Here is a 19,907-nt window from a genome sequence, read left to right as displayed (position 1 = left end):
TCGGGCGGGCCGGGATCGCCCGGGGGCGGTGGGCCGGGCGGCTGCGGAGGCGGTGGAGCGGGCCGCGGGATGGGTTCGACGGGAGGCGGTGCGGGTGGCTCCGGCTCGGGTTGAGGCGCGCCGGGCGTCGGCATCGGCGGCGGTGGGGTCGTGGGTTTCACCGGTTCGGTGAGGGTGGGAAACACGAGTGCTCCTTTCGACGGTGCAGTCTCCCGAGCGTTACCCGCGCCCGGCGGAAGCCAAACCCTCAGAACAACCGGGACTGTCCGCCGACCGCTTCGAACGCCGCGGGCAGCCAGTCGAAGACCGGGACCACGCGGTCGAGTCCGGTACGCCGCAGGGGGCGGGACACCGGGCGCGGTCCGACGACGGCAATGGCGCCATCCGCATTGAGCAGCGACAGGGCGGTGCCGTGCAGGGCGATCATTCCGCCGGCACCGAGGAAGTCGACGTCGGTCATGTCGACCACGACACGGTTGCCGCCGGATGCGACCGCCGCGTCGAGGTGCTCGGCGAACTCGTCGACCGTGGTGGCGTCGATGGAACCGGTGACGGTGACCAACGTCGTGCCGTCAGCACTGCCGACGTGGGTGTCGCATGCGTCGTCGCGTCGGAGCGTCGATGAGGCGGTCGATGTGCGGGTGGGGAGAGAAATGAGATCGGACATGGGCCGAACCTCCGAGACTTGCGATCTCGACGGCTGTGGTGTTCAACCGTGTCTCCGACCATAACAAGTCGAGAGATGCCTGGCCACCGTCCGGCGGGTTGATCACCGACGGTCCCGGCGAGTGTCGCGACCGTGGTAGTGCAGCTCGTATTCGGCGGCCTCCTCGGCGGTGACTTCGGGCTGAATCGGATCCTCCTCCGCCCGCTCGTCGATGTGGCGCCCGCTCGTGAGCATCCTCCTGCTGACGATCAGGCAGGCGATACCGACGAGCAGCGTCGTGATCGACGCGGCGCCCACCCAGCCGGCCTCGGGATGCGCCGAGGCGGCGAGTGCCAGCCATACGGCGACGAAAGGGATGCCGACTAGGAGAAGGACGTAGCCGAGCAGTCCGACGGCTTTGGCGTTGTGCATTGGTCTGCCTCCTTTGCCAGTTTCCCGGACATCGGCGGGATACCCGGGCCGGCGGTCGCGCAAACATGCGGGGAGGCGGCAACGAGGTCAGCGCGGGACGCGCACTCCCACCAGGTGGCAGGCCGGGTCGACGCCCAGTCCGATCTCCGCCCACGGCACGCCGACGGTCAGCACGGCGTACGCCGACGTCGGGAATTCACTGATGACGCCCTGCGGATCGAGTGTCATCGCCGTCGCCGGCATCCCGGGCACATGGCCGACGACGAGCAGGGTCTCGGCGGCTGCGGGCGCGTGGATCCGGATGGTTTCCAGGATCGTCGATGGGGAGCCGCCGTACAGGTCGTCGACGTAGTGGGCGGGCGCGCCGACGCCGGTCCGGTCGAAGGTCTCACGGGTGCGCCGGGCGGTCGAACACAACACCGCGTCGGGAGTGATCCCCTCGTCGCGCATCCATTGCCCGGCCAAGGCCGCCTGACGGTCGCCGCGCGGGGAAAGGGGCCGGTCGTGGTCGGTGACCCCGTCGGGATAGGCGGATTTGCCGTGCCGCAGTAGGACGAGGGTGCGGCTCACGCGCTGCGCCGGGTGGCACCGGCGGCGCGGTCGACCATCACGGTGAGGATGGCCGCCGTCTCCCGCCACGCCGCCGCTTCCTGCCAGTGGAAGTCGGCCTCGACGTCGTCGCGCTCCTGGGCGGCGTCGAATGCGGCGAGATGTTCGTCGAACTGCTCGCGGCACAGCTCGATGTGTTCGGGAAGCTGCGTCTCGTCGGCGCAGACCACCTCGATCTGGTGCCGGCTCAGCGTCACCAGGCGCTCCAACTCGTCGGAAAATCCCATGCCCCAAACGCTAGCGCCGACCCCTGACAAACCGCGGGAGCCGCGCCGTCACACGGCGGTGGGTAAGTGGCCGAGAACGGCGTACATCGTCACCGAGAACAGGTAGTCGCCGGTGGCGAGGCCCTGCTCCAACTCGGCGGTGGCCTGCTCCGCCTGCGCCTGGGTGAGGACCCCGGATGCGACGGCGGCCTGCACCTGCGCGGCATACATGGGCGCCGAGACCTCGGGCTGGAAGATGACGGCTTCGGAACCGATGTCGTCGATGACGAAACCGGCCGCGCTCAGCAGTCCGCGCAGGCGGCGACCGGACTCGCGATTGGGCGTGCGGTCGTCGGCGATCGACTGCATCGCGGCGACGATCGTCGGGTCGATGGGGTGCATGATCGCCGTCGACCAATCGCTGTCGATGAGGATGGCCCGCCCGCCCGGCTTGAGCACCCGCGCGATCTCGGCGGTCGCCCGCTCGGGGTGTTCGAGATGCTGGAAGACGCGCTCGCAGCGCACCGCGTCGAAGGTGTCGTCGGGGAAGGGCAGTGCGTAGGCGGAACCCTCGACGAAGGTGGCCGGCGCCTCGCCGGTGCGCGTGTCGGCGAGCTCGATCATCCGCGGGTTCGGGTCGACACCGACGGCCCGCCCCGACGATCCGACCGCGGCCGCCATCGCCAGCACCTCAGAGCCGGTGCCCGAGCCGACATCGAGGACGTGCTCGCCCGGCCGGACCCCCAGGGCTTTCGACGCCCACGCGCGCATCCGCTTGATGCTGGTCAGATCCGCCTGCGCGTCGAGCACGGCCACCAGGAGTTCCTGCTGTCCGTCGTCGGCGGGGGTGGAGTGGAAGGAGGGCATCTGCTGCGGTTCGCTCACCCAAGCCAGTGTGCGCCGCGCCCGTCGTCGTCGGCAATGTGCCCAACCAGCACAAACCCCGCAGTTACGGACATACCCGACACGGTGAACCCGCTGGGTATGTCGCGAACTGTGGGGTTTGTGCGCGCCCGGCCGGGTAATCTCGGCCGCATGCGCAGCAAGGCGATGATCGCGGCCCTCGTCGCGTCGGCGGCAGTGACGACGGGGAGCCTCGCGGTGGGCGCCGGAGCCGCGTCGGCGCAGATCGCGTCGGGCCACTACACGTACACGATGTACTACCCCGACGGTGCGACGGTGATCTCCTATCCCGTCATCGTGCGCGGCGACCGCATCTACCTGTCCGGGCAGCGCTCCTGGCACGACATCGTGCCGACGAAACGCGGCGGCGCGTACACGCTGGAGGATCTGACCAGGTACAACTTCTGGCGGTCGGGCAACGGCTACGTCGGCAAGGCGTATATCTGGCGGATCCCGCCGTCGCCCTCGGTCACCTCGCGGGTGACCCTCACCCCGCGCTGAGCGCCGGGCCGGGCACTCGGCGATAATCGGACACGTGCACACCTGGCTTCCGGCGATCCTCGCCATCGGCGCGGCGCTGCTGATCGCCTCCGGGACCGTGATCCGGCAGCGCGAATCGGCTGCGTCGGGCGCGATCAACGCGCGGTGGTGGATCGGCGCGGGTATCGCGGTCCTCGGATTCGCGGCGCAGGCGACGGCGCTCGGCCTGGGGCCGATTCTGCTGGTGCAGCCCCTGATCGTGCTGGCGGTGCTGTTCTCCCTGCCGCTGGAAGCCTGGGCCGACGACCGGCATCCCCATCCCAACGAATGGCTGTGGGGACTGATCCTGGTGGCCAGCGTCGGGACCTTCCTCCTCGTCGCCCACCCCGAACAATCCTCGCGGCGGCCCGACACCACGACGTTGGCGATAGCGACGGCGGCCGTCGTCGGCGGAGTGTTGGTCCTCGTCGCGCTGGCGGAGAAGTCCAAGAGCAGCCACTACCGGGCGCTGTTCTACGGCCTGGCCGCCGGCGTGTTGTTCGGGGTCTCGGCGCTGCTGGTGAAGTCGGTGATCATGCAGGCGATGACCACCTGGCACGAGGTCTTCTTCCACCCGCAGGTGTACGTCCTGCTGCTCGTCGCGCCGGGGGCGGTGGTGGCCCAGCAGCGCGGCTTCGGCGCGGGCGATCTGCAGACCTCGTTCCCCGCGATGAACGTCATGGAGCCCGCGACGTCGATGGCCCTGGGCATGCTGGTCCTCGGCGAGCAGATCCGGGTCAGCGTGACGACGGCCCTGTTCCTGGGCGTCGTCCTGGCCTTGATGATCCGCTCGGTCGTCGAATTGGCGAAGCTATCCGCGGTCCGTGCCGACGTGATGACGAGTAAAGGCGCCAAGGCGCGTCACGACGAAACCGACGCGTCTCGCCGGTGACGGGAGCGCGCCGGTTCGGCTGGCGTCGGGATCAGTCGTTGATGAGCGGCGCGATGGTGGCGGCCCATTCTTCGGCCTGCTTCGTCGGCTTGATGTCCGACGAGAGGTCGTGGCGGCCGTGCTCGCCGACCTGGGTGGCGCCGAGGGCGGTCAGCATCTCGGCGATGATCTCGCCACCGCGGTTGAAGGTGTCGCCGTACACCTTGTCGCCCAGACCGAACACGGCGAAGCGCAGACCGCTCAGGTCGGGCTTGTTGGCGTCGAGTTCGTCGGCGAACGGCAGTGCGCCGGTGGGCAGTTCGCCCTCGCCGTAGGTGGAGCAGACGACGACGACGAAGTCGCTCGGATCAAGGTCCTCGACGGCGAAGTCGGTCATGTCGTAGATCGACGGATCGTGGTCGGCGGCGAGAACATCGGCGATCGAGTCGGAGACGAGCTCGCCCGTTCCGGTCTCCGTGCCGTAGAGGATGACTGTGGACATGGGCAACAATTCTACGTTGTGAGCAGGGAGAACCGGAAATCGCGACCCGGTGACATTAGTCTCGAACCGTGAGGACCATGGACCCCGAAGAACAGGTGATCGTTGACACCGCCGCCGCGTTTGCGGCTAAGAAGCTCGCCCCGGACGCGTTGGAGTGGGATGCGACCAAGCATTTCCCGCTCGACGTGCTGCGCGAGGCGGCCGCGCTCGGCATGGGCGCGATCTATTGCGACGAGGAGCACGGCGGGTCCGGCCTGCGCCGCCTCGACGGCGTGCGCATCTTCGAGCAGCTGGCGATCGGCGACCCGGTGATCGCCGCCTTCCTCTCCATCCACAACATGTGCACCTGGATGGTGGACACCTACGGCGACGACGAGCAGCGCGCGCGCTGGCTGCCGCGCCTGGTCGACATGTCGACGGTGGCGAGCTACTGCCTCACCGAACCCGGCGCCGGCTCCGATGCCGCCGCGCTGAGCACCCGGGCGGAGCGGGTCGACGGCGGGTATGTGATCACCGGTGCCAAGCAGTTCATCTCCGGTGCCGGAGCGTCGGACCTGTACGTGGTGATGGCCCGCACCGGCGGCGCCGGGGCCAAGGGCATCTCGACCTTCCTCGTCGAGAAGGGAACGCCGGGACTCTCCTTCGGGCCGCCCGAGTCCAAGATGGGGTGGCATGCCCAGCCCACGGCCCAGGTGATCTTCGACGGGGTGCGGGTCGACGACGACGCGCTCCTGGGCCGCGTCGAGGGGAAGGGCTTCTCCATCGCGATGTCCGGCCTCAACGGCGGGCGGCTCAACATCGCGGCCTGTTCGCTCGGGGGAGCGCAGGCGGCCTTCGATCTGGCGGCGAGCTACACCGCGCATCGCGAGGCCTTCGGCAAGCCGTTGCTCGACGAGCCGACGGTGCGCTTCACCCTGGCCGACATGGCGACCGGCCTGCACACCGCGCGCCTGATGCTGACCGATGCGGCGTCGGCGCTCGACGAGGACGCGCCGAACAAGGTGGAGCTGTGCGCGATGGCCAAGCGCTACGTCACCGACACCTGCTTCCAGGTGGCCGATTCCGCGTTGCAGCTGCACGGCGGATACGGCTACCTGACCGAGTACAAGGTGGAGAAGATCGTTCGCGACCTGCGCGTCAACCGCATTCTCGAGGGGGCCAACGAGATCATGCGTGTGGTGCAGGGGCGCGCTATCGCCGACCGCACCAAGGCTTGACTCGGCGGGTGGTCCCCACCTGGCATAATGGGCCGCAGAATCCGCGGGCGGCGCCTGCGACATCCAAGGAGACTGCAACGATGACCAACCCCTTCGACGACGAGGACGGCCGGTTCTACGTGCTGGTCAACGACGAAAACCAGCACTCGCTGTGGCCGACGTTCGCTGAGATCCCGGCCGGTTGGACCAAGGTCTTCGGCGAGGACAGTCGGCAGGCCTGCCTGGCTTACGTCGAGGAGAATTGGACCGATCTGCGGCCCAAGAGCCTGATCGAGGCGATGGAGGCCGACGCCGACTCGAAATGAGTCGCATCCGCCCCCGCCGATAGGCCGTGGGCCGATACTTCGGGAGCTGAAATATCTTCTGACCTGCATCGACGTTGTGTCATGGAGATGTGACCCGCCGTGTCGTTCGTGTAATCGACGCTGACCTGCGGGTTGGCTACGCTCAAGCGTTTCGAACTTTTCGCGGGTAACGGCTGGAATCTGAGTCTCACCTGTGTCAAACTGTGAGTGTTCTGGGAATTTCCTTGAGCAATGCGCAACGTCAAGAGGTACTTGCGCAGCACGCAGATGGATCCGAGGTATTGGCATGATGGCTGTGATTGATCACGTCGCCGACCGTGCAATGACTACTCCGCGACTGACGGCCGCCCGTTTCGGCGACCATGCGGTCACCTATGGAGATCTCGACAAGACGATCCGCGAATACAAGTCGGTCCTCGACCGTCACGGGCTCGGCGAATCCGCCGCCCTGACCGCGGGCATCGTCGCGACGCTCCCCAGCGCCGCTTCCGGCGACTCGGTGGCCGAGGTCATCGACTGGCTCGGCCACGGCATCGCGCCGACCGTGGGCCTGCGCGCAGTCGGCTAGACGCCGCTACCGCGATTTCGCCGCCGCGCCTGCCAGACTGGAGCGCGTGGCCAGCACTGATCGGACCGACTCGTCGTCGGCCGTAACCGACATTCTTTCTGTGGACCCGCTCCGACGTGGGGACGGTCCAACCTATGGGGTCAACGCCAAGCCCGGCGTCGGGCTGTCCTCCGCGCACCCGTGGGGTTTCCGGGTAACCGCGGGCGCCGGGCGACGGTGGCGCGCGACGGTCGTCGACACCGGCTTGGAAGGCCGTGAGATCGGCGACGGCCAGGCACTGCGCTACGCCGCGTTCTGCGTCTTCGACGACGGTGAGCCCGATGTCCGCGACGGGTACGCGTCGACGGCGGTGGCGCTCGACGTGGTCTTCACCGACGGGACCCGGCTCTCCGAGGCGGGGTCGGCCGACGAGTACGGCACCGCCCTGGACGCGTCGGCCCAGTACGGCGCGCGGATGCTGGGCGTCGACCAGTGGTCGTCGCGGACGGTGACCCTCGCCGGGGTCGGCGGGAAGACGGTGGAGCGCGTCGAGCTGACCGGCTGGGTGCCGGCGCGCGTGGAGCCGGATGCGCGGGAGCGCGAACAGGCGGGATTCGTCGACGCGGTCGCCCTCGTCGAGGTGTCCGAATCCGCCGATCCGATCGACCGGGTCCGCACCACCCGGGGGACCTTCTCGTCGGACCGGTTCTCGCGCGGTGGCTGCGCGCCGCTCGTGGCGGTGCCGCACGGCTTCGTCTTCGGGCTGCCCATGACCGATGCGGGCAACCGGGGGTGGCCGTACTCGTATCACGAGGCCAGTCGCGTCGACTCCAATCCGCCCGACGACCCGTCGACCGACAATGCGAGCGTCGTGCCCTATCTGCAGGCCTTCGCCACCTCGCACATCCCGTCGCCGTGGATGGGCGACCGCGGCAGCTTCCAGGTGTTCCCGCACCCGCTGGCGCACCCCAAGCCCGACCGGGAGGATCGGGCGCTGCCCTTCTCCCACGACCGGGAGATCGATCGGCCGCATTTGTATTCGGTGGTCCTCGACGACGGGGTACACCAACCGATCCGCGCCGAGCTGACCGCCGGCTCGCATTCGGTGTGGTTGCGTGCGACGTATGGCGGGGACATCGGCTCGCTCATCTTCGACCAGATCGATGGCGACGGGCATCTCGACCTGCCCGATCCGGTGCCGGGGGAGCGGTATGTCGCGACGGGATATGTCGACGGACCGGGCGGTCTGACCCATGTGCCGCGGACCTACGTGTACGTCGAGGTCGACGGTAGGGTGCTCAGCGCCCGACGCTTCCCCGGGCATGAGCGCGAGGCCGTCCTGGGCGTCCTCACCGTCGGACTGAAGGGCGACGACCGCCGCATCACGGTCGGGATCGGTGTCTCGCATATCAGCGTGGAGCAGGCCGAGCGCAATCTCGACGCCGATCGTGGGTCTCGATACACCGACTCGGCTAGCGCCTCGTCGGCACTCGACCACCCACAGTCGGATCGTCCAGACGGTGGTCGAGATCTCGATCACCGACGGTCGGGCGGATCCCGCGGTGGGTCTCGATACGCCGACTCGGCTAGCGCCTCGCCGGCACTCGACCACCCACAGTCGGATCGTCCAGACGGTGGTCGAGTGGATCCGAGCCGCAAGGCGAGGAACCGTATCGAGACCACGCAAGACGACGGCACAACCTTCGACGCCGTCGTCACGGACACGCGCGAGCAGTGGGAGCAGTTGCTCGGGCGTCTCGCCGTCGACGGTGCGACACCGACGGAACTGACGTCGCTGTACTCGTCGCTGTATCGCGTGCATCTGTACCCGAACACCGCGTCGGAGCACACGCCGGACGGCTGGAAGTTCGCATCGCCGTTCGCCTATCCGCCGGATGTGCAGGACTCGCCGTCGCACACCGGGCGGCGCGTCGTCGACGGGCAGCTGACCGTCACCGACGGGTTCTGGGACTCGTACCGGGCGAGTTGGCCGCTGCGCACGCTGCTCGCCCCCGGACTGACCGGGCGGCTGCTCGACGGATTCGTCGAGCACTATCGCGACGGTGGCTGGGTGAGCCGGTGGTCGGCGCCGGCACCCGCCGACATCATGACCGGCACCTCGAGCGACGCGGTGTTCGCCGACGCGGCGCTGGCCGGGATCGGGGAACTCGGCGACTTCGACGTGATCGGCGCCTACGACTCCTGTCTGCGCAATGCGACGGTGCCGTCGTCGAACCGGTTCGTCGGGCGCAAGGGGATGGACCGCTCGATGTTCACCGGGTATGCCGACACCGACGAGCACGAGGGGATGTCGTGGACGATCGACGCCGCGATCAACGACGCGGCGATTGGGGCGTTTTCGCAGTATCTGGCGCAGCGCTTCCCCGAGCACGAGCGCGCCGACGAGTTCGCCGCCAACGCGACGTGGTTCGCCGCGCGGGGTGCGCGCTACGCGTTGATGTTCGACGAGGGGACCGGCTTCTTCCGCGGCCGGGATGGATCTGGCGCGTGGCGCAGCGGCCCCTTCGACCCGCGAAATTGGGGGACCGACTACACCGAGACCAACGCCTGGGGCACCCGGTTCACCGCGCCGCAGGACGGGCAGGGGTTGGCCGAACTGTACGGCGGCCGGGCGGAGCTGGAGGAGACCCTCGACGAGTTCATGGCACTGCCGGAAACCGGGCGCGCGCAGTTCATGGGCGGCTATCCCGTCGTCATCCACGAGATGCGCGAGGCCCGCGACACCCGGATGGGGATGCTCGCACTGTCGAATCAGCCGGCCCACCACATCCCGTTCATGTACGCGTTCGCATCGCGGCCCGGAAGTCGGGCGCACGCGAAGACGCAGGCGATCGTGCGCGACGCCGTGCGTCGGCTGTTCACCGGTTCCGACCTGGGGCAGGGATACCCGGGCGACGAGGACAACGGCGAGATGTCGGCGTGGTACCTGTTCGCGGTGTCGGGGCTGTATCCGCTGACCATCGGCAGCGGGCTATTCGTGCTGTGTGCGCCCGCCTTCCCGCGTCTGACGTGGACGATGGAGAACGGCAAGCGTCTGGACATCGTGGCGCGCGGCGCGTCCGCGGAGAACTGCTACGTGCAGTCGGTGATTGTCGACGGGCAGCCGTGGAAACGGGTCACCATCGAGCGGGAGCGGATCGTCGGCGGGGCCGTCATCGAATTCGAGCTGGGGCCGGAGCCGTCGGATTGGGCGGAGGGTTCGGTACCGCCGTCGTTGACTGCCGTGGGGGATGCGCCGCGCCCGCCCGTCGACCTCACCTCACCGGCGCTCTCCGGCGCGATGGGCGGACCCGACACTGCCAATGCGTTCGACGACTCGTCGGCCACCGCCCCAGCTGTCTTGAACGCAGGTGGCTGGGTCGGCTGGGATTTCGGGGAGCCGACGGCCGTGGATCACTACACGCTGACCGTCGTCGAACCGGGGCGTTATCGGTGGGAGCTGCAGGGCCGCGGATCGGATGGCGACTGGGCGACGCTGAGCGCGTGCGAGGCCGAGTTCCGTTGGGAGCGGCAGACGCGGGTCTTCGCCGCTGCCGGTGCCTATTCCGCCTACCGTGTGGTGTTCGGTGACCCCGTTCAGCTGGCCCAGCTGGAGTTGCTGCGCCTCGACGGCGCCTGATGCGCGTCGAGTCGAAAGACCGGCGGTGTATCCGGGGTGGTCGAGTGATCCGGGGTGGTCGAGATCTCGATACGACCGCTCCTTCGTCGCGGTCACTCGATCCGGCGGTGGATCCGGGGTGGTCGAGTGGATCCGAGCCGCTAGGTGTACTTCCCTGTGAGGTTGTGAACGCGGGCTGAGGGGACTTGGCCGTCGATGCCGGTGTGGGGTCGGTGGTGATTGTAGTGGTGTAGCCAGGCGGTGTAGGCGGCGTCGCGTTCGGTTTCGTTGGCGTAGGGCCGGGCGTAGGCCCATTCGGCGGCCAGGGTGCGGTTGAATCGTTCGACTTTCCCGTTGGTTTGCGGTCGATACGGGCGGGTCCACTTGTGCTTGATCGTGGGTCCCAGGGCGTCGGCGAAGGCGTGGGAGCGGTAGCAGGCACCGTTGTCGGTCATCACCGCGGTGACCGTGACGCCGATACCTGCGAAGAACTCGCTGGCCCGTAACCAGAACCCTGCGGCGGTCTCTTTACGTTCGTCGTCGAGGATCTCGGAATAGGCGACCCGCGAGTAGTCGTCGACGGCGTGATGCAGATAGCGGTAGCCGCGCGAGCTTTTCGCCCCCGCGCGGCAGGCTCTTTCCCGGGCGGTGTCTGCGGCCCGGTCTTGTATCGAGCCTCGGCCATGGGCGCGCCAACCACCGCCATCGGGGATTCGACCTTGCTTCTTGATGTCGATGTGCACCAGCCGCCCGGGCCGGTCGACTTCGTATCGGACCGGGGCCGGGCGGCGCACCGGGAGTCCGGTGGCTTGATCGAGATGGGCCAGCAACGGCATGCGGTACCGCTTGAGGACCTGCTCGACGGTCGATCTGTTCAGGCCCAGGTGATAGGCGATCCGATGTGGCCCCCACCGGCGGGTGAACCGCAGACCGATGATTCGTTGTTCGACCTTGCGTGCCAGCCGCCGCGGTGAGGACTGGGGTCGGGAGCTGCGATCGGTCAACGGCAACCCCGCCCGGTAGCGGTCAGACCAGCGTTTGGCCGTTGCCGGTGAGCACTGAAACCGTTCAGCAGCACGCCGCAACGACCACCCCTGATCAACAACCAGCACAGCCAGACGTCGACGGCCCGTAGGAGTCAGAGGTGCATTAGCGTGGGTCATGAAGACCTCCGTGGCGAGATGGTGAGTGTGGTAACCCACATCCTGCCCGGAGGTCTTCGCCTCACCTCACCCGTTCACAACGTGTCGGGGAAGTACAGCTAGGCGAGGAACCGTATCGAGACCTCGTGCGACGAAATGCCAGCTACACGACCACGGCGTCGTCGAACGACATCTGCAGTTTCGCCACCGACGAGGTCATGAGCGCGTGGCGGGAGAGGTCCAGGGAGCGCAGCTCGTCGGCGATCGGGTGCCCGCCGAGGACGAGTTTCGCGCCGCCGGGGCGGGTGCGGACGCCGTGGGTTCCGGAGAGGCGCCACGGGGTGCGTCGAGTGGTGCCGTCGAGGTGGGAGTAGGCCTGCAACGTCGCGCCGCCGGGTTGGTCGGGCACCGGGATTCCGGGTGCGATCGTGAGGTCGCAGATCTCTTGGTCGTCGGCGCGCACGGCGCCGTGCTTGCGCGGGGAGTCGTGATCGACGTCGAACTCCGCCATCGTCTTGGGGAAGCCCCAGATCCCCCGACCCGCGGCGAGGGTGAACTCCCCGTCGACGGGTAGGTGGTGGATCAGGGCGCGGGCGTCGCTGCGCAGGAGTGAGCGCAGGGAGGCGACCGGCGACGTCGAGGTGCCCGGCTCGTTGACGAGGAAGCAGACGCCGAACTCGTGGTAGGGACCCAGGTCGCCGTCGATGTACTGGACGAATACGAGCATCGCCACGGTGCGGGCCTGGCCGAACCGCCGTGGATCGAGGCTACGCGGATTGATGACGACCGGTTGCAGGTCGGTCGGTGCGATGGCGCGGCGGACGGCGTCGGCCGACGCGCTGAACCCGGCGACGAAGCAGCGCGCGTCGCGGATCTGCACCGGCATTTCGACGGTGGTCCCGAGGACCTGATGGCTGGGCACAACGCCTCCCGATAACTAGAACGTGTTCTCGTTCGTAGCCTATCGGTGGTCGCGCGTATCCGACAGTGGTCGGGCGATCTCGACGTCGTCAGCGCTGGTCGAGATCGATCCGGGGTGGTCGAGATCTCGATACGACTGCTCCTTCGTCGCGGTCACTCGATCCGGCGGTGGATCCGGGGTGGTCGAGTGGATCCGGGGTGGTCGAGTGGATCCGAGCCGCTAGGCGAGGAACCGTATCGAGACCGCCGCTAGGCGAGGAACCGTATCGAGACCGCCGCTAGGCGAGGAACCGTATCGAGACCCCCGAAAGGGCGAAGACCTACCGCGTGCGCAGGTCGCGGGCCAGGCTGGGCCAGGTGTTGTGGAGATCGTCCTCCCAGTAGCCCCACGAGTGGGTGCCGCCGGGGCGGGTAGTGAGCTTGAACGGGATGCCCAACGAGCTCAGGCGGACGGCCATGTCCTGCGTGCACTGGTTGACCGCGGCTTCGATGAGTCCGCCGACGATGGTCTGGTTGGCCAGGGTGCCGGGGTCGCCGGCGATGCCCTTGTCGGCGAGGTTCTCGTGCGCACCGGGGAGTCCGGTGCCGGTGGTCATGTAGATCTTGGTGCCGCGCAGGCGCGGTGCCTGGATGTACGGGTCGTTCTTGCGCCAACCGGGACCGTTGAGCGGGCCCCACATGTTGGCGATGTTGCCCTGGCCGCGGTCGATGACCATCTTGATGTACTGCTGGCCCAGCGGGTCGCTGGTGCGGGCGCAGCCGCTGAAGGCGGCGACGGAGCGGTACAGGCCGGGCTTCGCGATTGCCAGGTTGAACACCGAGGTGCCCGCCATCGAGATGCCGGCGACGGCGTTGCGCTTGGTCGTGTTGAACTTCGCGTTGATCAGCGGGGGCAGTTCCTTGGTGAGGAAGGTCTGCCACATGGGCTTGCCGAGCATGAGGTCGCGGTGCATCCAGTCGGTGTAGTAGCTGAAGGCGCCGCCGATGGGGGTGACCACGTAGACGTTCTTGTTCTTGAAGAACTTGGTGTAGGTGGTGCGTGCGGCCCAGGTGGCCGAGTCCTCGCCGCCGCCGGCGCCGTTGAGCAGATAGAGGACCGGGGCCGGCTTGTTCTGGTTGCGCGGCTTAAGGACCGTGATGGGGTAGGCCTGGCGCATGGCCGCGGAGTACACGACGAGCGTCGTCTCCTGCGGGCCGTCGTCGTAGCTGCTCGTGATGCGGGAGGCGGGAGCGGCTTGCGCGGTCCCGGCGCACAGCGCCGCAGCCATCAATGCGGCCAGCACCATTCCAATGAAGCGGAATCCCCGCACGCCCGGTCCTTTCGTAGACAGTCGGTGACCGAGGATACCGGGGCTGCCTGGGACCTTCCTGTCAGGTCACCCGACTGCGGCCGGAGCGGGGCCGTTCCGAGACCTTTCGCGGTTTCCGGGGTTCGCCCTATTTGTCTAGACTGGCCCTGACCTGCGGAGTATCCGGACTCGGGTCCCGTTCGGGTCACCAGACTTGGACACGCGACCCACTGTTCTGGACATCTGTGCAGGTCAGACTCGCCGCGAGGCGATTTGTGTGAACCACGTCACGTCATCTAGATTCCTTGCTTGAATCGGTAACTACCGGCATACCGCCGGGGCTGATCGCAGATCGACCAGGGACGACAGGAGTGGCCGTGAAGGCTGTTAACAGTGGTGGCAAGGACCGGGAGGTCGAGCCGAAGGTCACCCGCCGGGGCATCAAGATGCGTGGTGCCATCGCCGGGGTGGCCGCGGTGTCGGCGCTGACGCTGGGTGGGGGCCTGATCGCTCCTCCGCAGCAGGCGCACGCGGCCGGGCTGGACGACGTAACAAACTGGCTGAACGGCAAGGGTGGCCTGGACGGCGACCCCTATCACCAGGTGCTCGATGCCATCGTGAACAAGGCCGGCGCGAAACTCGCATCCGAGTGGCGCACCGAGCTGTGTGCGAGCGGTGCCACCGCCACGAACGGCCAGGGCGGTACAGCCGATTGTTCGCAGTCGACCGGAACGGGCATCGCCGTCGTGCTGCCGTCGCATATCGAAGGCGTTCCCGACACGGTGTGGAACAACACGATCGACAAGATCAACAACGACAACACGCTCTTCGGATGGCTGGGCGTCAACAAACTGATTCGCCAGATCATCACCGATCTCGGCGGTAGTACCGCTCAGCCGCCGATCGCCCAGGGCACCGCGAAGGTCATCGGCGACGGATTCCAGTTCGCGCTGGCGTCGACCGGCGGTAAGGCGACGGCGATCTCCTATCTCCCGTTCAGCGTCGCGACCGCCGGAGCCTCCGGAGGTCGCACCTCCTTCGCGATCGCCGTCATCGGCATGGCAAACGCCTGGAACACCGACAGCGTTCCGATCAAGATCGTCGGTATCGACACCGGTCTGGCGATTCCGGGTGTGAAGCGACTCGACTGCCTCGGTGCCGTCACCGCTGCCTACGCCGAAGGAGTCGGCGGATGTGCGAACATCCTCGGCACGCTCGATGGCCGAGTCCTGACCGGCGGCAAGATCCCCGAGGTTCAGGCGGCCGTCACCAACCCGTTCGCGCTGCTCGAGATCCTGAGCGACCCCAGCAGCGTCCTCACCAAGCTGGTCACCGGCATCCTGAACGGCAGTTCGTTGCAGGATCTCCTCACCGCGGACATCGGCCGTTTGACGATCGGCGGCGACCGCAACGGGGCGAAGATTCTCGGGCAACAGCTGCCGAACCTGGTCGCGTTCACCAGTGACTACGGCCTGATCAATCCGATCACGGTCTCCTGGCTCGGGCAGAATCTGACGATCTTCCCGAGGACCGGCGAGATCAACCACAAGTCGACTCCCAACTACCTCGCGCTGCCGCAGCTCTCGGGGACGTTCGACCCGTCGCAGCTGATGCCCGGTGTAACCGGACTCAGCCTGGACAATCTCAACTTCGGGTTGTTCAACCTCTTCGCGAACGGCAACTCGAATCCGCTTGGCGGCCTTTTGGGTACCAACAACGCCACCGCTCTCGCGGCGCCGTCGTCGGCGAACCTGGACAGCAACTCGGCGCTGCGCGCGGCGACGACCGAGACGCTCACGAACAATGTTCAGGCCGCGACCACGCCCAGTGGGACCGAGAGCCGCTCGGTGCCCGAAGGTACCGCCGCGCTGCCGCGACTGAAGAATCTTCCTTCGGTGTCCGCGCCTGGTATCCAGCACAGCGCACCGTCGGCGTCGGACACGGCCGGAACGCAGCACAGCTTCGTGCCGAGCCGCCCGAGCTTCCTCGACGGTCACACGCAGAGCAACACCCCCGCCAATCCGGCTCCGAACCTTGCTCCGGCTCCCGCCCCCTCCCTGGGGACGCCGCCGAACCTGGGCGGCAGCCTGAACAGCGGACCCGCGCAGCCGGCGCCGGCGCCGGCTCCCGCGGCGCCCGCGTCACCGTTCACCGGACCGGCGGGTGGCGGATCGGCGCCGACGACGGGCGGAAGCCCGGCCGTCAGCAGCCCGACCGGCGGCAGCCCGAGTGCGGGTGCCCCGACTACCGGGCAGTAGGCAGCCCCAACTGACGAACACCCGTCAGGGACTTCGGTCCCGGCGGGTGTTTGTCTTGTCCGAATTGACGTGATCTGCGTCACAACTGGCAAATTTGGTGTTTCAATCGATGAACACCGGTGATTCGCCGGCGTAGTCGACCAGGGCAGGCAGGTGTTCAGTCGTGAAGACAACGAAGATCAATGTCGGGGGTCGGGGGAATGAGAACAGAGCGGCACGGCGCAAGAGTCGCAAACTCCGGGGGACCGTTGCGGCCGTAGCAGCCGCATCCGCGCTCACATTGGGAGCTGGCCTCGTCGCGCCGCCGCAGGCACAGGCCGCTTCGAACTCCTACCTGGGTGGCACCGCGCTGGATCCGGAGGGACTCCTCCAACTGGTGCTCGGCGAGAGCGCGGGCAGCACGGCATATCAGACGCTGCAGAGTCTCAATCTGCTCGGAGACTCCAACTCGACCGCCGTACTGCCCCTCTCCTACGCCATCTCGATGGCCGGAGCGGGTCACAGCGCGACCGCGTTCTCGATGCTCGGCCTCGGGTTGGCGACCACTGATCTGCCGCTGCCAACCGGTGTCGTGGGCCTCCCGGTCCGTCTCGCGGTCGCGGGGATTCTCCAGGCGATGGGGGCACCGCAATCGGCCGTCGACTCGGCGCTCGACGGCAATGTGCAAGCAGCCCAAGTCGCCTGTCTCGGCGGCCTGACCGTCGCGTATTCGTCGACCGACGGCGGTTGTGTGAACGTCCTCGCGGTACTCAACGGCGACTACAACCCGAACGACAAATCGATCTCCGGGGCGATCGTCAACCCGTTGGCGATCCTCTCGCTGCTGACCGACCCCGGCGATGTGACCAGCAAGCTGATCAACGGCCTGTTGAGCGGCGACAGCCGCGCGATCCAGAAGCTCCTCACCCAGGACTTCGTCCGACTCGGTTTCAGCGCGGGCGGTCGTACGGGCGCCTACGGTCTGCCGAGTCTTGTCTCGCTGACCAGCGACTACGGGTTGAAGAGCCCGATCACGGCGGAATGGCTCGGGCAGAAGGTGACGATCTTCCCGGCGATCGCGTCGTCGGCCACGAACGTCGCGACGCCGAACACGCCGAACTACTTCGGCTTCCCGCTCGTCGACCTGAACTCGCTGGACACGTCGCAGTGGCTTCCCGAGGTCCACGGGCTCGGATTCAACAACATCAGATTCCCGGGCGAGAACCTGCTGGCGTTGGGGCAGCTGTTGGGCGGCCTGATCGGCGGTAGCAGCGGAAGCTCACTGCCGTTCTCGCTGACACAGACCGATCCGACCACCACCTTGCGCGTCGCTTCGACGACGCTGACGCCGGTGGAGGCGCCGAGCGTGGCACCCCTGGCCGCGTCGACGCCGAGCACGAACAGTTTCCTCGACAACACCCCGAAGGTCGACGTCGGGAAGAGTCTGGGCAACACGGTGAAGCCGCCGACGAGCTTCCAGTTCACGCCGCAGGGCACCAACCCGGTGGCGCCGCAGGTGGGTCAGGCGCCCGCATACACGCCGCCCCCGGCGCCGGCGTACAAGCCGCCGTCGTTCAGCCCGCCGCAGTGGACCAGCCCGCCGTCGTGGGGCGGGGGCAACCAGGGCGCCGCAGTGCAGACCCCGCCGCAAGGCCAAGGTGCTGCCGTGCAGACCCCGCCGCAAGGCGCGTTGACCGGGCCCAACGGCGGCGGATCGACAGGACCGTCGTCTACCGGCTCCGGTGCTCAGAACCCGGGCACGTCGTCGGGTAGTCACGGCTTCGGGTTCGGCGGAGGCGGAGGCGGCGGCTTCCAACCGAACTTCGGTCAGTAATTCCCGCACACAACGCCAGCGCCCGTCGTCGACCATCTGGTCGTCGACGGGCGCCGGTTTGCGTCGCGCGCCGAGCGGGAGTCCGGTGAAACGCGGCGCATCTTCGCAAACCGGATGTTTGAATAGACAAAGCTGGTTCTACCTGGCAGGACGTGCCAGGCCGGCTCCCGGAAGGGGATCGAGCATGAGTGCGAAGTTCGAGGTTTTCACCGGTAAGGACGGGAAGTACCACTTCCACCTAAAGGCGGCGAACGGCGAGATTACCGCCGAAAGTCAGGCGTACACGACCAAGGAGAACGCCTTGAACGGCATCGCTGCGATCAAGCGCGACGCGCCTGATGCGCCCGTCGTCGAACTCTGATCCGGCAACGCGTCTCTGCAGCCGCCTGCGCCCGTCGTCGACCATCCGGTCGTCGACGGGCGCTGTGCGTCTGAGATGGAGCCGCGGACTCAGTGTCCGCCGCGGTAGTGACTGCCCTTGGCCGACATCGACCCGCCCGGATCGTCGCCCGCGGGGTGGTTGTCAGTCGGATACGGGTGATCGTCAGGATCGATCGCTACGCTGAGACCAACACCGTCACACCCTCGGACCGGAGAGCGCATGGCCACTCGAGTTGACTCCTGGATCTGGTCGATCCGGCTGACCAAGACGCGCTCGGCCGCCGGCGCCGCGTGCCGCGCCGGACACGTGCGCGTCAACGGGGCGACCGCCAAACCCGCGCAGGTGATCACCGTCGGCGACGAGGTGCGGGTGCGCGTCGGCGGCAGGGAGCGGGTCGTCGAGGTGGCCCGCGAGGTCTCCAAGCGGGTGTCGGCACCCGTGGCGACGGCGTGCTACATCGACAAGAGCCCGCCGCCACCGTCGAAAGAGGTCTTGGCCAGCCAGCCCCGTCGCGATCGGGGAGCGGGCCGGCCCACCAAGCGGGAACGTCGCGAACTCGACCGGTTCCGCACCGCGGCGTCGATGGTCGCGGTCCTGGCCGCGCTCGCAGTGGCCGTCACCGGGTGCGGACGCCACGACGACTCGGGCGGCGGCAACAGTAACAACGGCGTCCCGCAGGCTCCGGCCGAGGCGGGCACCGGTCCGTTCTTCGGCGAATGCGGGGGAGTGACCACCGACGAGGTCATGCAGATCACCGGCTTCGGCGGACTGCAGAACACGGTCAACAACACCTCGTCGTGCGAGTGGGCGGCCGGCTCCAGCCGCAGCGGCGCCGTGGCGTCGTTCAACTGGTACCGCGGCTCGCCGATCGCCCGCGAGCGCGCCACCGAGCAGCTTTCGCGCGCGGTCACCAAGAATCTGGAGATCAAGGGCAACAAGGGCTTCATCGCGTGGGATCAGACCATCTGCGAGGTCGGCATGGGCTTCGGCGCCGACTTCTTCGAATGGTCGGTGCGCGCCGACGCCCTCTCACCGCAACCCGTCGAGCAGCTCTGCGATGCGACGAAGAAACTCGCGACCATGAGCATCGAGAGGTCGTCATGACTAAACATATTCGACGGTGGGTTTTCGCCCTCGTGGCAGTGGCCGCGATCGTGGGTCTGGCCGGTTGCTCGATCCCGGGCCGCACGCAGCCGAAGGGCGCCCCTGATTCGCAGGAACCCGGGCACGTCAACACCGACCAGTTCGACAAACTCACCCTGGAATGCCAGATCCTCTCGCCGCAGCAGATCGGCAAAGCGATGGGCGGATACGCGCCCTCGCCCGGATTTAACGGGGCGATCTGCCGCTGGACCCTGCCCGGCCCGACGACGGTGACTTTCAACTGGTTCGAATGGGGCAACGTCGCCGCCGAGCAGCGCACCGCGAAGAAGATGGGTTACGAGACCGAGAACATCAAGATCAACGGCAGCTCGGCGGTACAGCAGACCAAACCAGGCCGCAGTATCTGCGGCGTGACCGCCAAGGCCCCCAGCCGCGGCGTCTACACCTGGTTCGTCGAATCGCCCGGACAAACGCCCGTCGATCCCTGCACCGGCGCCAAGAAGCTCATGGAAATGGTGCTGAAGACGAGCGCGTAGATACGCCGTGGAGCGCGATTGTTAGAACGCGTTCTACCTCGCCCGGCCCTCGTGGATCGGCGCACGCGATGTCGGGTTGGACCCCT

The 19,907-nt window shown here is 67.7% G+C and carries 20 protein-coding genes; 11 read left to right on the top strand and 9 right to left on the bottom strand.

Annotated features, from left to right (window positions below; all coding sequences use genetic code 11):
- Positions 1-247: 247 nt before the first annotated feature.
- From HUN08_RS14820 to HUN08_RS14800, 5 genes are all read right to left on the bottom strand, one after another.
- Complete coding sequence (locus HUN08_RS14820) at positions 248-667, bottom strand: STAS domain-containing protein (protein ID WP_124248784.1); 420 nt, start codon at positions 665-667, stop codon at positions 248-250.
- A gap of 102 nt (positions 668-769) precedes the next feature.
- Complete coding sequence (locus HUN08_RS14815; RefSeq protein WP_124248783.1) at positions 770-1,078, bottom strand: hypothetical protein; 309 nt, start codon at positions 1,076-1,078, stop codon at positions 770-772.
- Positions 1,079-1,165: 87 nt separating this feature from the next.
- Entirely contained in the window at positions 1,166-1,648 is a 483-nt protein-coding gene (locus tag HUN08_RS14810; RefSeq protein WP_124248782.1) for a histidine phosphatase family protein, read from the bottom strand.
- Positions 1,645-1,914, bottom strand: coding sequence for a hypothetical protein (locus HUN08_RS14805; protein WP_124248781.1), 270 nt, complete (start codon positions 1,912-1,914; stop codon positions 1,645-1,647). The genes HUN08_RS14810 and HUN08_RS14805 overlap by 4 nt, the downstream gene beginning before the upstream one ends.
- 48 nt (positions 1,915-1,962) lie before the next feature.
- Positions 1,963-2,778, bottom strand: a complete 816-nt coding sequence (locus tag HUN08_RS14800) for a methyltransferase domain-containing protein (RefSeq protein WP_301546749.1) — start codon at positions 2,776-2,778, stop codon at positions 1,963-1,965.
- 150 nt (positions 2,779-2,928) lie between these two features.
- On the opposite strand from HUN08_RS14800, the gene HUN08_RS14795 reads away from it, so the two are divergent.
- On the top strand, positions 2,929-3,297 hold the full coding sequence (locus HUN08_RS14795; RefSeq protein ID WP_124248780.1) for a hypothetical protein: 369 nt from the start codon (positions 2,929-2,931) through the stop codon (positions 3,295-3,297).
- A gap of 34 nt (positions 3,298-3,331) precedes the next feature.
- Positions 3,332-4,207: a DMT family transporter gene (locus tag HUN08_RS14790; RefSeq protein ID WP_124248779.1), complete on the top strand. Its 876-nt coding sequence runs from the start codon at positions 3,332-3,334 to the stop codon at positions 4,205-4,207.
- A 31-nt stretch (positions 4,208-4,238) separates the two neighbouring features.
- Here the strand turns inward: HUN08_RS14790 and HUN08_RS14785 are convergent, their stop codons facing one another.
- A complete protein-coding gene (locus HUN08_RS14785; protein WP_124248778.1) occupies positions 4,239-4,688 on the bottom strand; it encodes a flavodoxin domain-containing protein in 450 nt (149 codons plus the stop codon).
- Between the two features lie 77 nt (positions 4,689-4,765).
- Here HUN08_RS14785 and HUN08_RS14780 point away from each other — a divergent pair, with 77 nt between their 5' ends.
- The 4 genes from HUN08_RS14780 to HUN08_RS14765 all read left to right on the top strand — a co-directional run bounded on the left by HUN08_RS14780 (position 4,766) and on the right by HUN08_RS14765 (position 10,397).
- Positions 4,766-5,905 (top strand): acyl-CoA dehydrogenase family protein, encoded by a 1,140-nt coding sequence (locus HUN08_RS14780; protein ID WP_124248824.1) that lies wholly within the window; start codon positions 4,766-4,768, stop codon positions 5,903-5,905.
- Positions 5,906-5,985: 80 nt separating this feature from the next.
- A complete protein-coding gene (locus HUN08_RS14775) occupies positions 5,986-6,210 on the top strand; it encodes an MbtH family protein (protein WP_124248777.1) in 225 nt (74 codons plus the stop codon).
- A 322-nt stretch (positions 6,211-6,532) separates the two neighbouring features.
- Positions 6,533-6,778 carry a hypothetical protein gene (locus tag HUN08_RS14770; RefSeq protein ID WP_124248776.1) on the top strand — a complete coding sequence of 82 codons (246 nt, stop codon included), beginning with the start codon at positions 6,533-6,535 and terminating at the stop codon, positions 6,776-6,778.
- Between the two features lie 100 nt (positions 6,779-6,878).
- Complete coding sequence (locus tag HUN08_RS14765; protein ID WP_301546748.1) at positions 6,879-10,397, top strand: GH92 family glycosyl hydrolase; 3,519 nt, start codon at positions 6,879-6,881, stop codon at positions 10,395-10,397.
- Positions 10,398-10,537: 140 nt separating this feature from the next.
- Here HUN08_RS14765 and HUN08_RS14760 read toward each other — a convergent pair whose 3' ends face one another.
- From HUN08_RS14760 to HUN08_RS14750, 3 genes are all read right to left on the bottom strand, one after another.
- Entirely contained in the window at positions 10,538-11,539 is a 1,002-nt protein-coding gene (locus HUN08_RS14760; RefSeq protein WP_174900939.1) for an IS481 family transposase, read from the bottom strand.
- Positions 11,540-11,681: 142 nt separating this feature from the next.
- Positions 11,682-12,404: an acetoacetate decarboxylase family protein gene (locus tag HUN08_RS14755; RefSeq protein WP_124248566.1), complete on the bottom strand. Its 723-nt coding sequence runs from the start codon at positions 12,402-12,404 to the stop codon at positions 11,682-11,684.
- A gap of 355 nt (positions 12,405-12,759) precedes the next feature.
- Complete coding sequence (locus tag HUN08_RS14750; RefSeq protein WP_124248567.1) at positions 12,760-13,725, bottom strand: alpha/beta hydrolase family protein; 966 nt, start codon at positions 13,723-13,725, stop codon at positions 12,760-12,762.
- Between the two features lie 380 nt (positions 13,726-14,105).
- On the opposite strand from HUN08_RS14750, the gene HUN08_RS14745 reads away from it, so the two are divergent.
- The 5 genes from HUN08_RS14745 to HUN08_RS14725 all read left to right on the top strand — a co-directional run bounded on the left by HUN08_RS14745 (position 14,106) and on the right by HUN08_RS14725 (position 19,821).
- Complete coding sequence (locus tag HUN08_RS14745; protein WP_124248503.1) at positions 14,106-15,986, top strand: hypothetical protein; 1,881 nt, start codon at positions 14,106-14,108, stop codon at positions 15,984-15,986.
- 280 nt (positions 15,987-16,266) lie between these two features.
- On the top strand, positions 16,267-17,799 hold the full coding sequence (locus tag HUN08_RS14740) for a hypothetical protein (protein ID WP_124248504.1): 1,533 nt from the start codon (positions 16,267-16,269) through the stop codon (positions 17,797-17,799).
- 184 nt (positions 17,800-17,983) lie between these two features.
- Positions 17,984-18,160: a DUF1508 domain-containing protein gene (locus tag HUN08_RS14735; RefSeq protein ID WP_124248505.1), complete on the top strand. Its 177-nt coding sequence runs from the start codon at positions 17,984-17,986 to the stop codon at positions 18,158-18,160.
- A gap of 240 nt (positions 18,161-18,400) precedes the next feature.
- On the top strand, positions 18,401-19,285 hold the full coding sequence (locus tag HUN08_RS14730; protein ID WP_124248506.1) for a DUF3558 family protein: 885 nt from the start codon (positions 18,401-18,403) through the stop codon (positions 19,283-19,285).
- Positions 19,282-19,821: a DUF3558 domain-containing protein gene (locus tag HUN08_RS14725; protein WP_124248507.1), complete on the top strand. Its 540-nt coding sequence runs from the start codon at positions 19,282-19,284 to the stop codon at positions 19,819-19,821. The genes HUN08_RS14730 and HUN08_RS14725 overlap by 4 nt, the downstream gene beginning before the upstream one ends.
- Positions 19,822-19,907: the final 86 nt, after the last annotated feature.

Origin of the sequence: Gordonia sp. X0973, assembly GCF_013348785.1 — a bacterium.
Classification (GTDB): Bacteria; Actinomycetota; Actinomycetes; order Mycobacteriales; family Mycobacteriaceae; genus Gordonia.
This window is presented reverse-complemented; position numbering and strand designations above follow the sequence as displayed.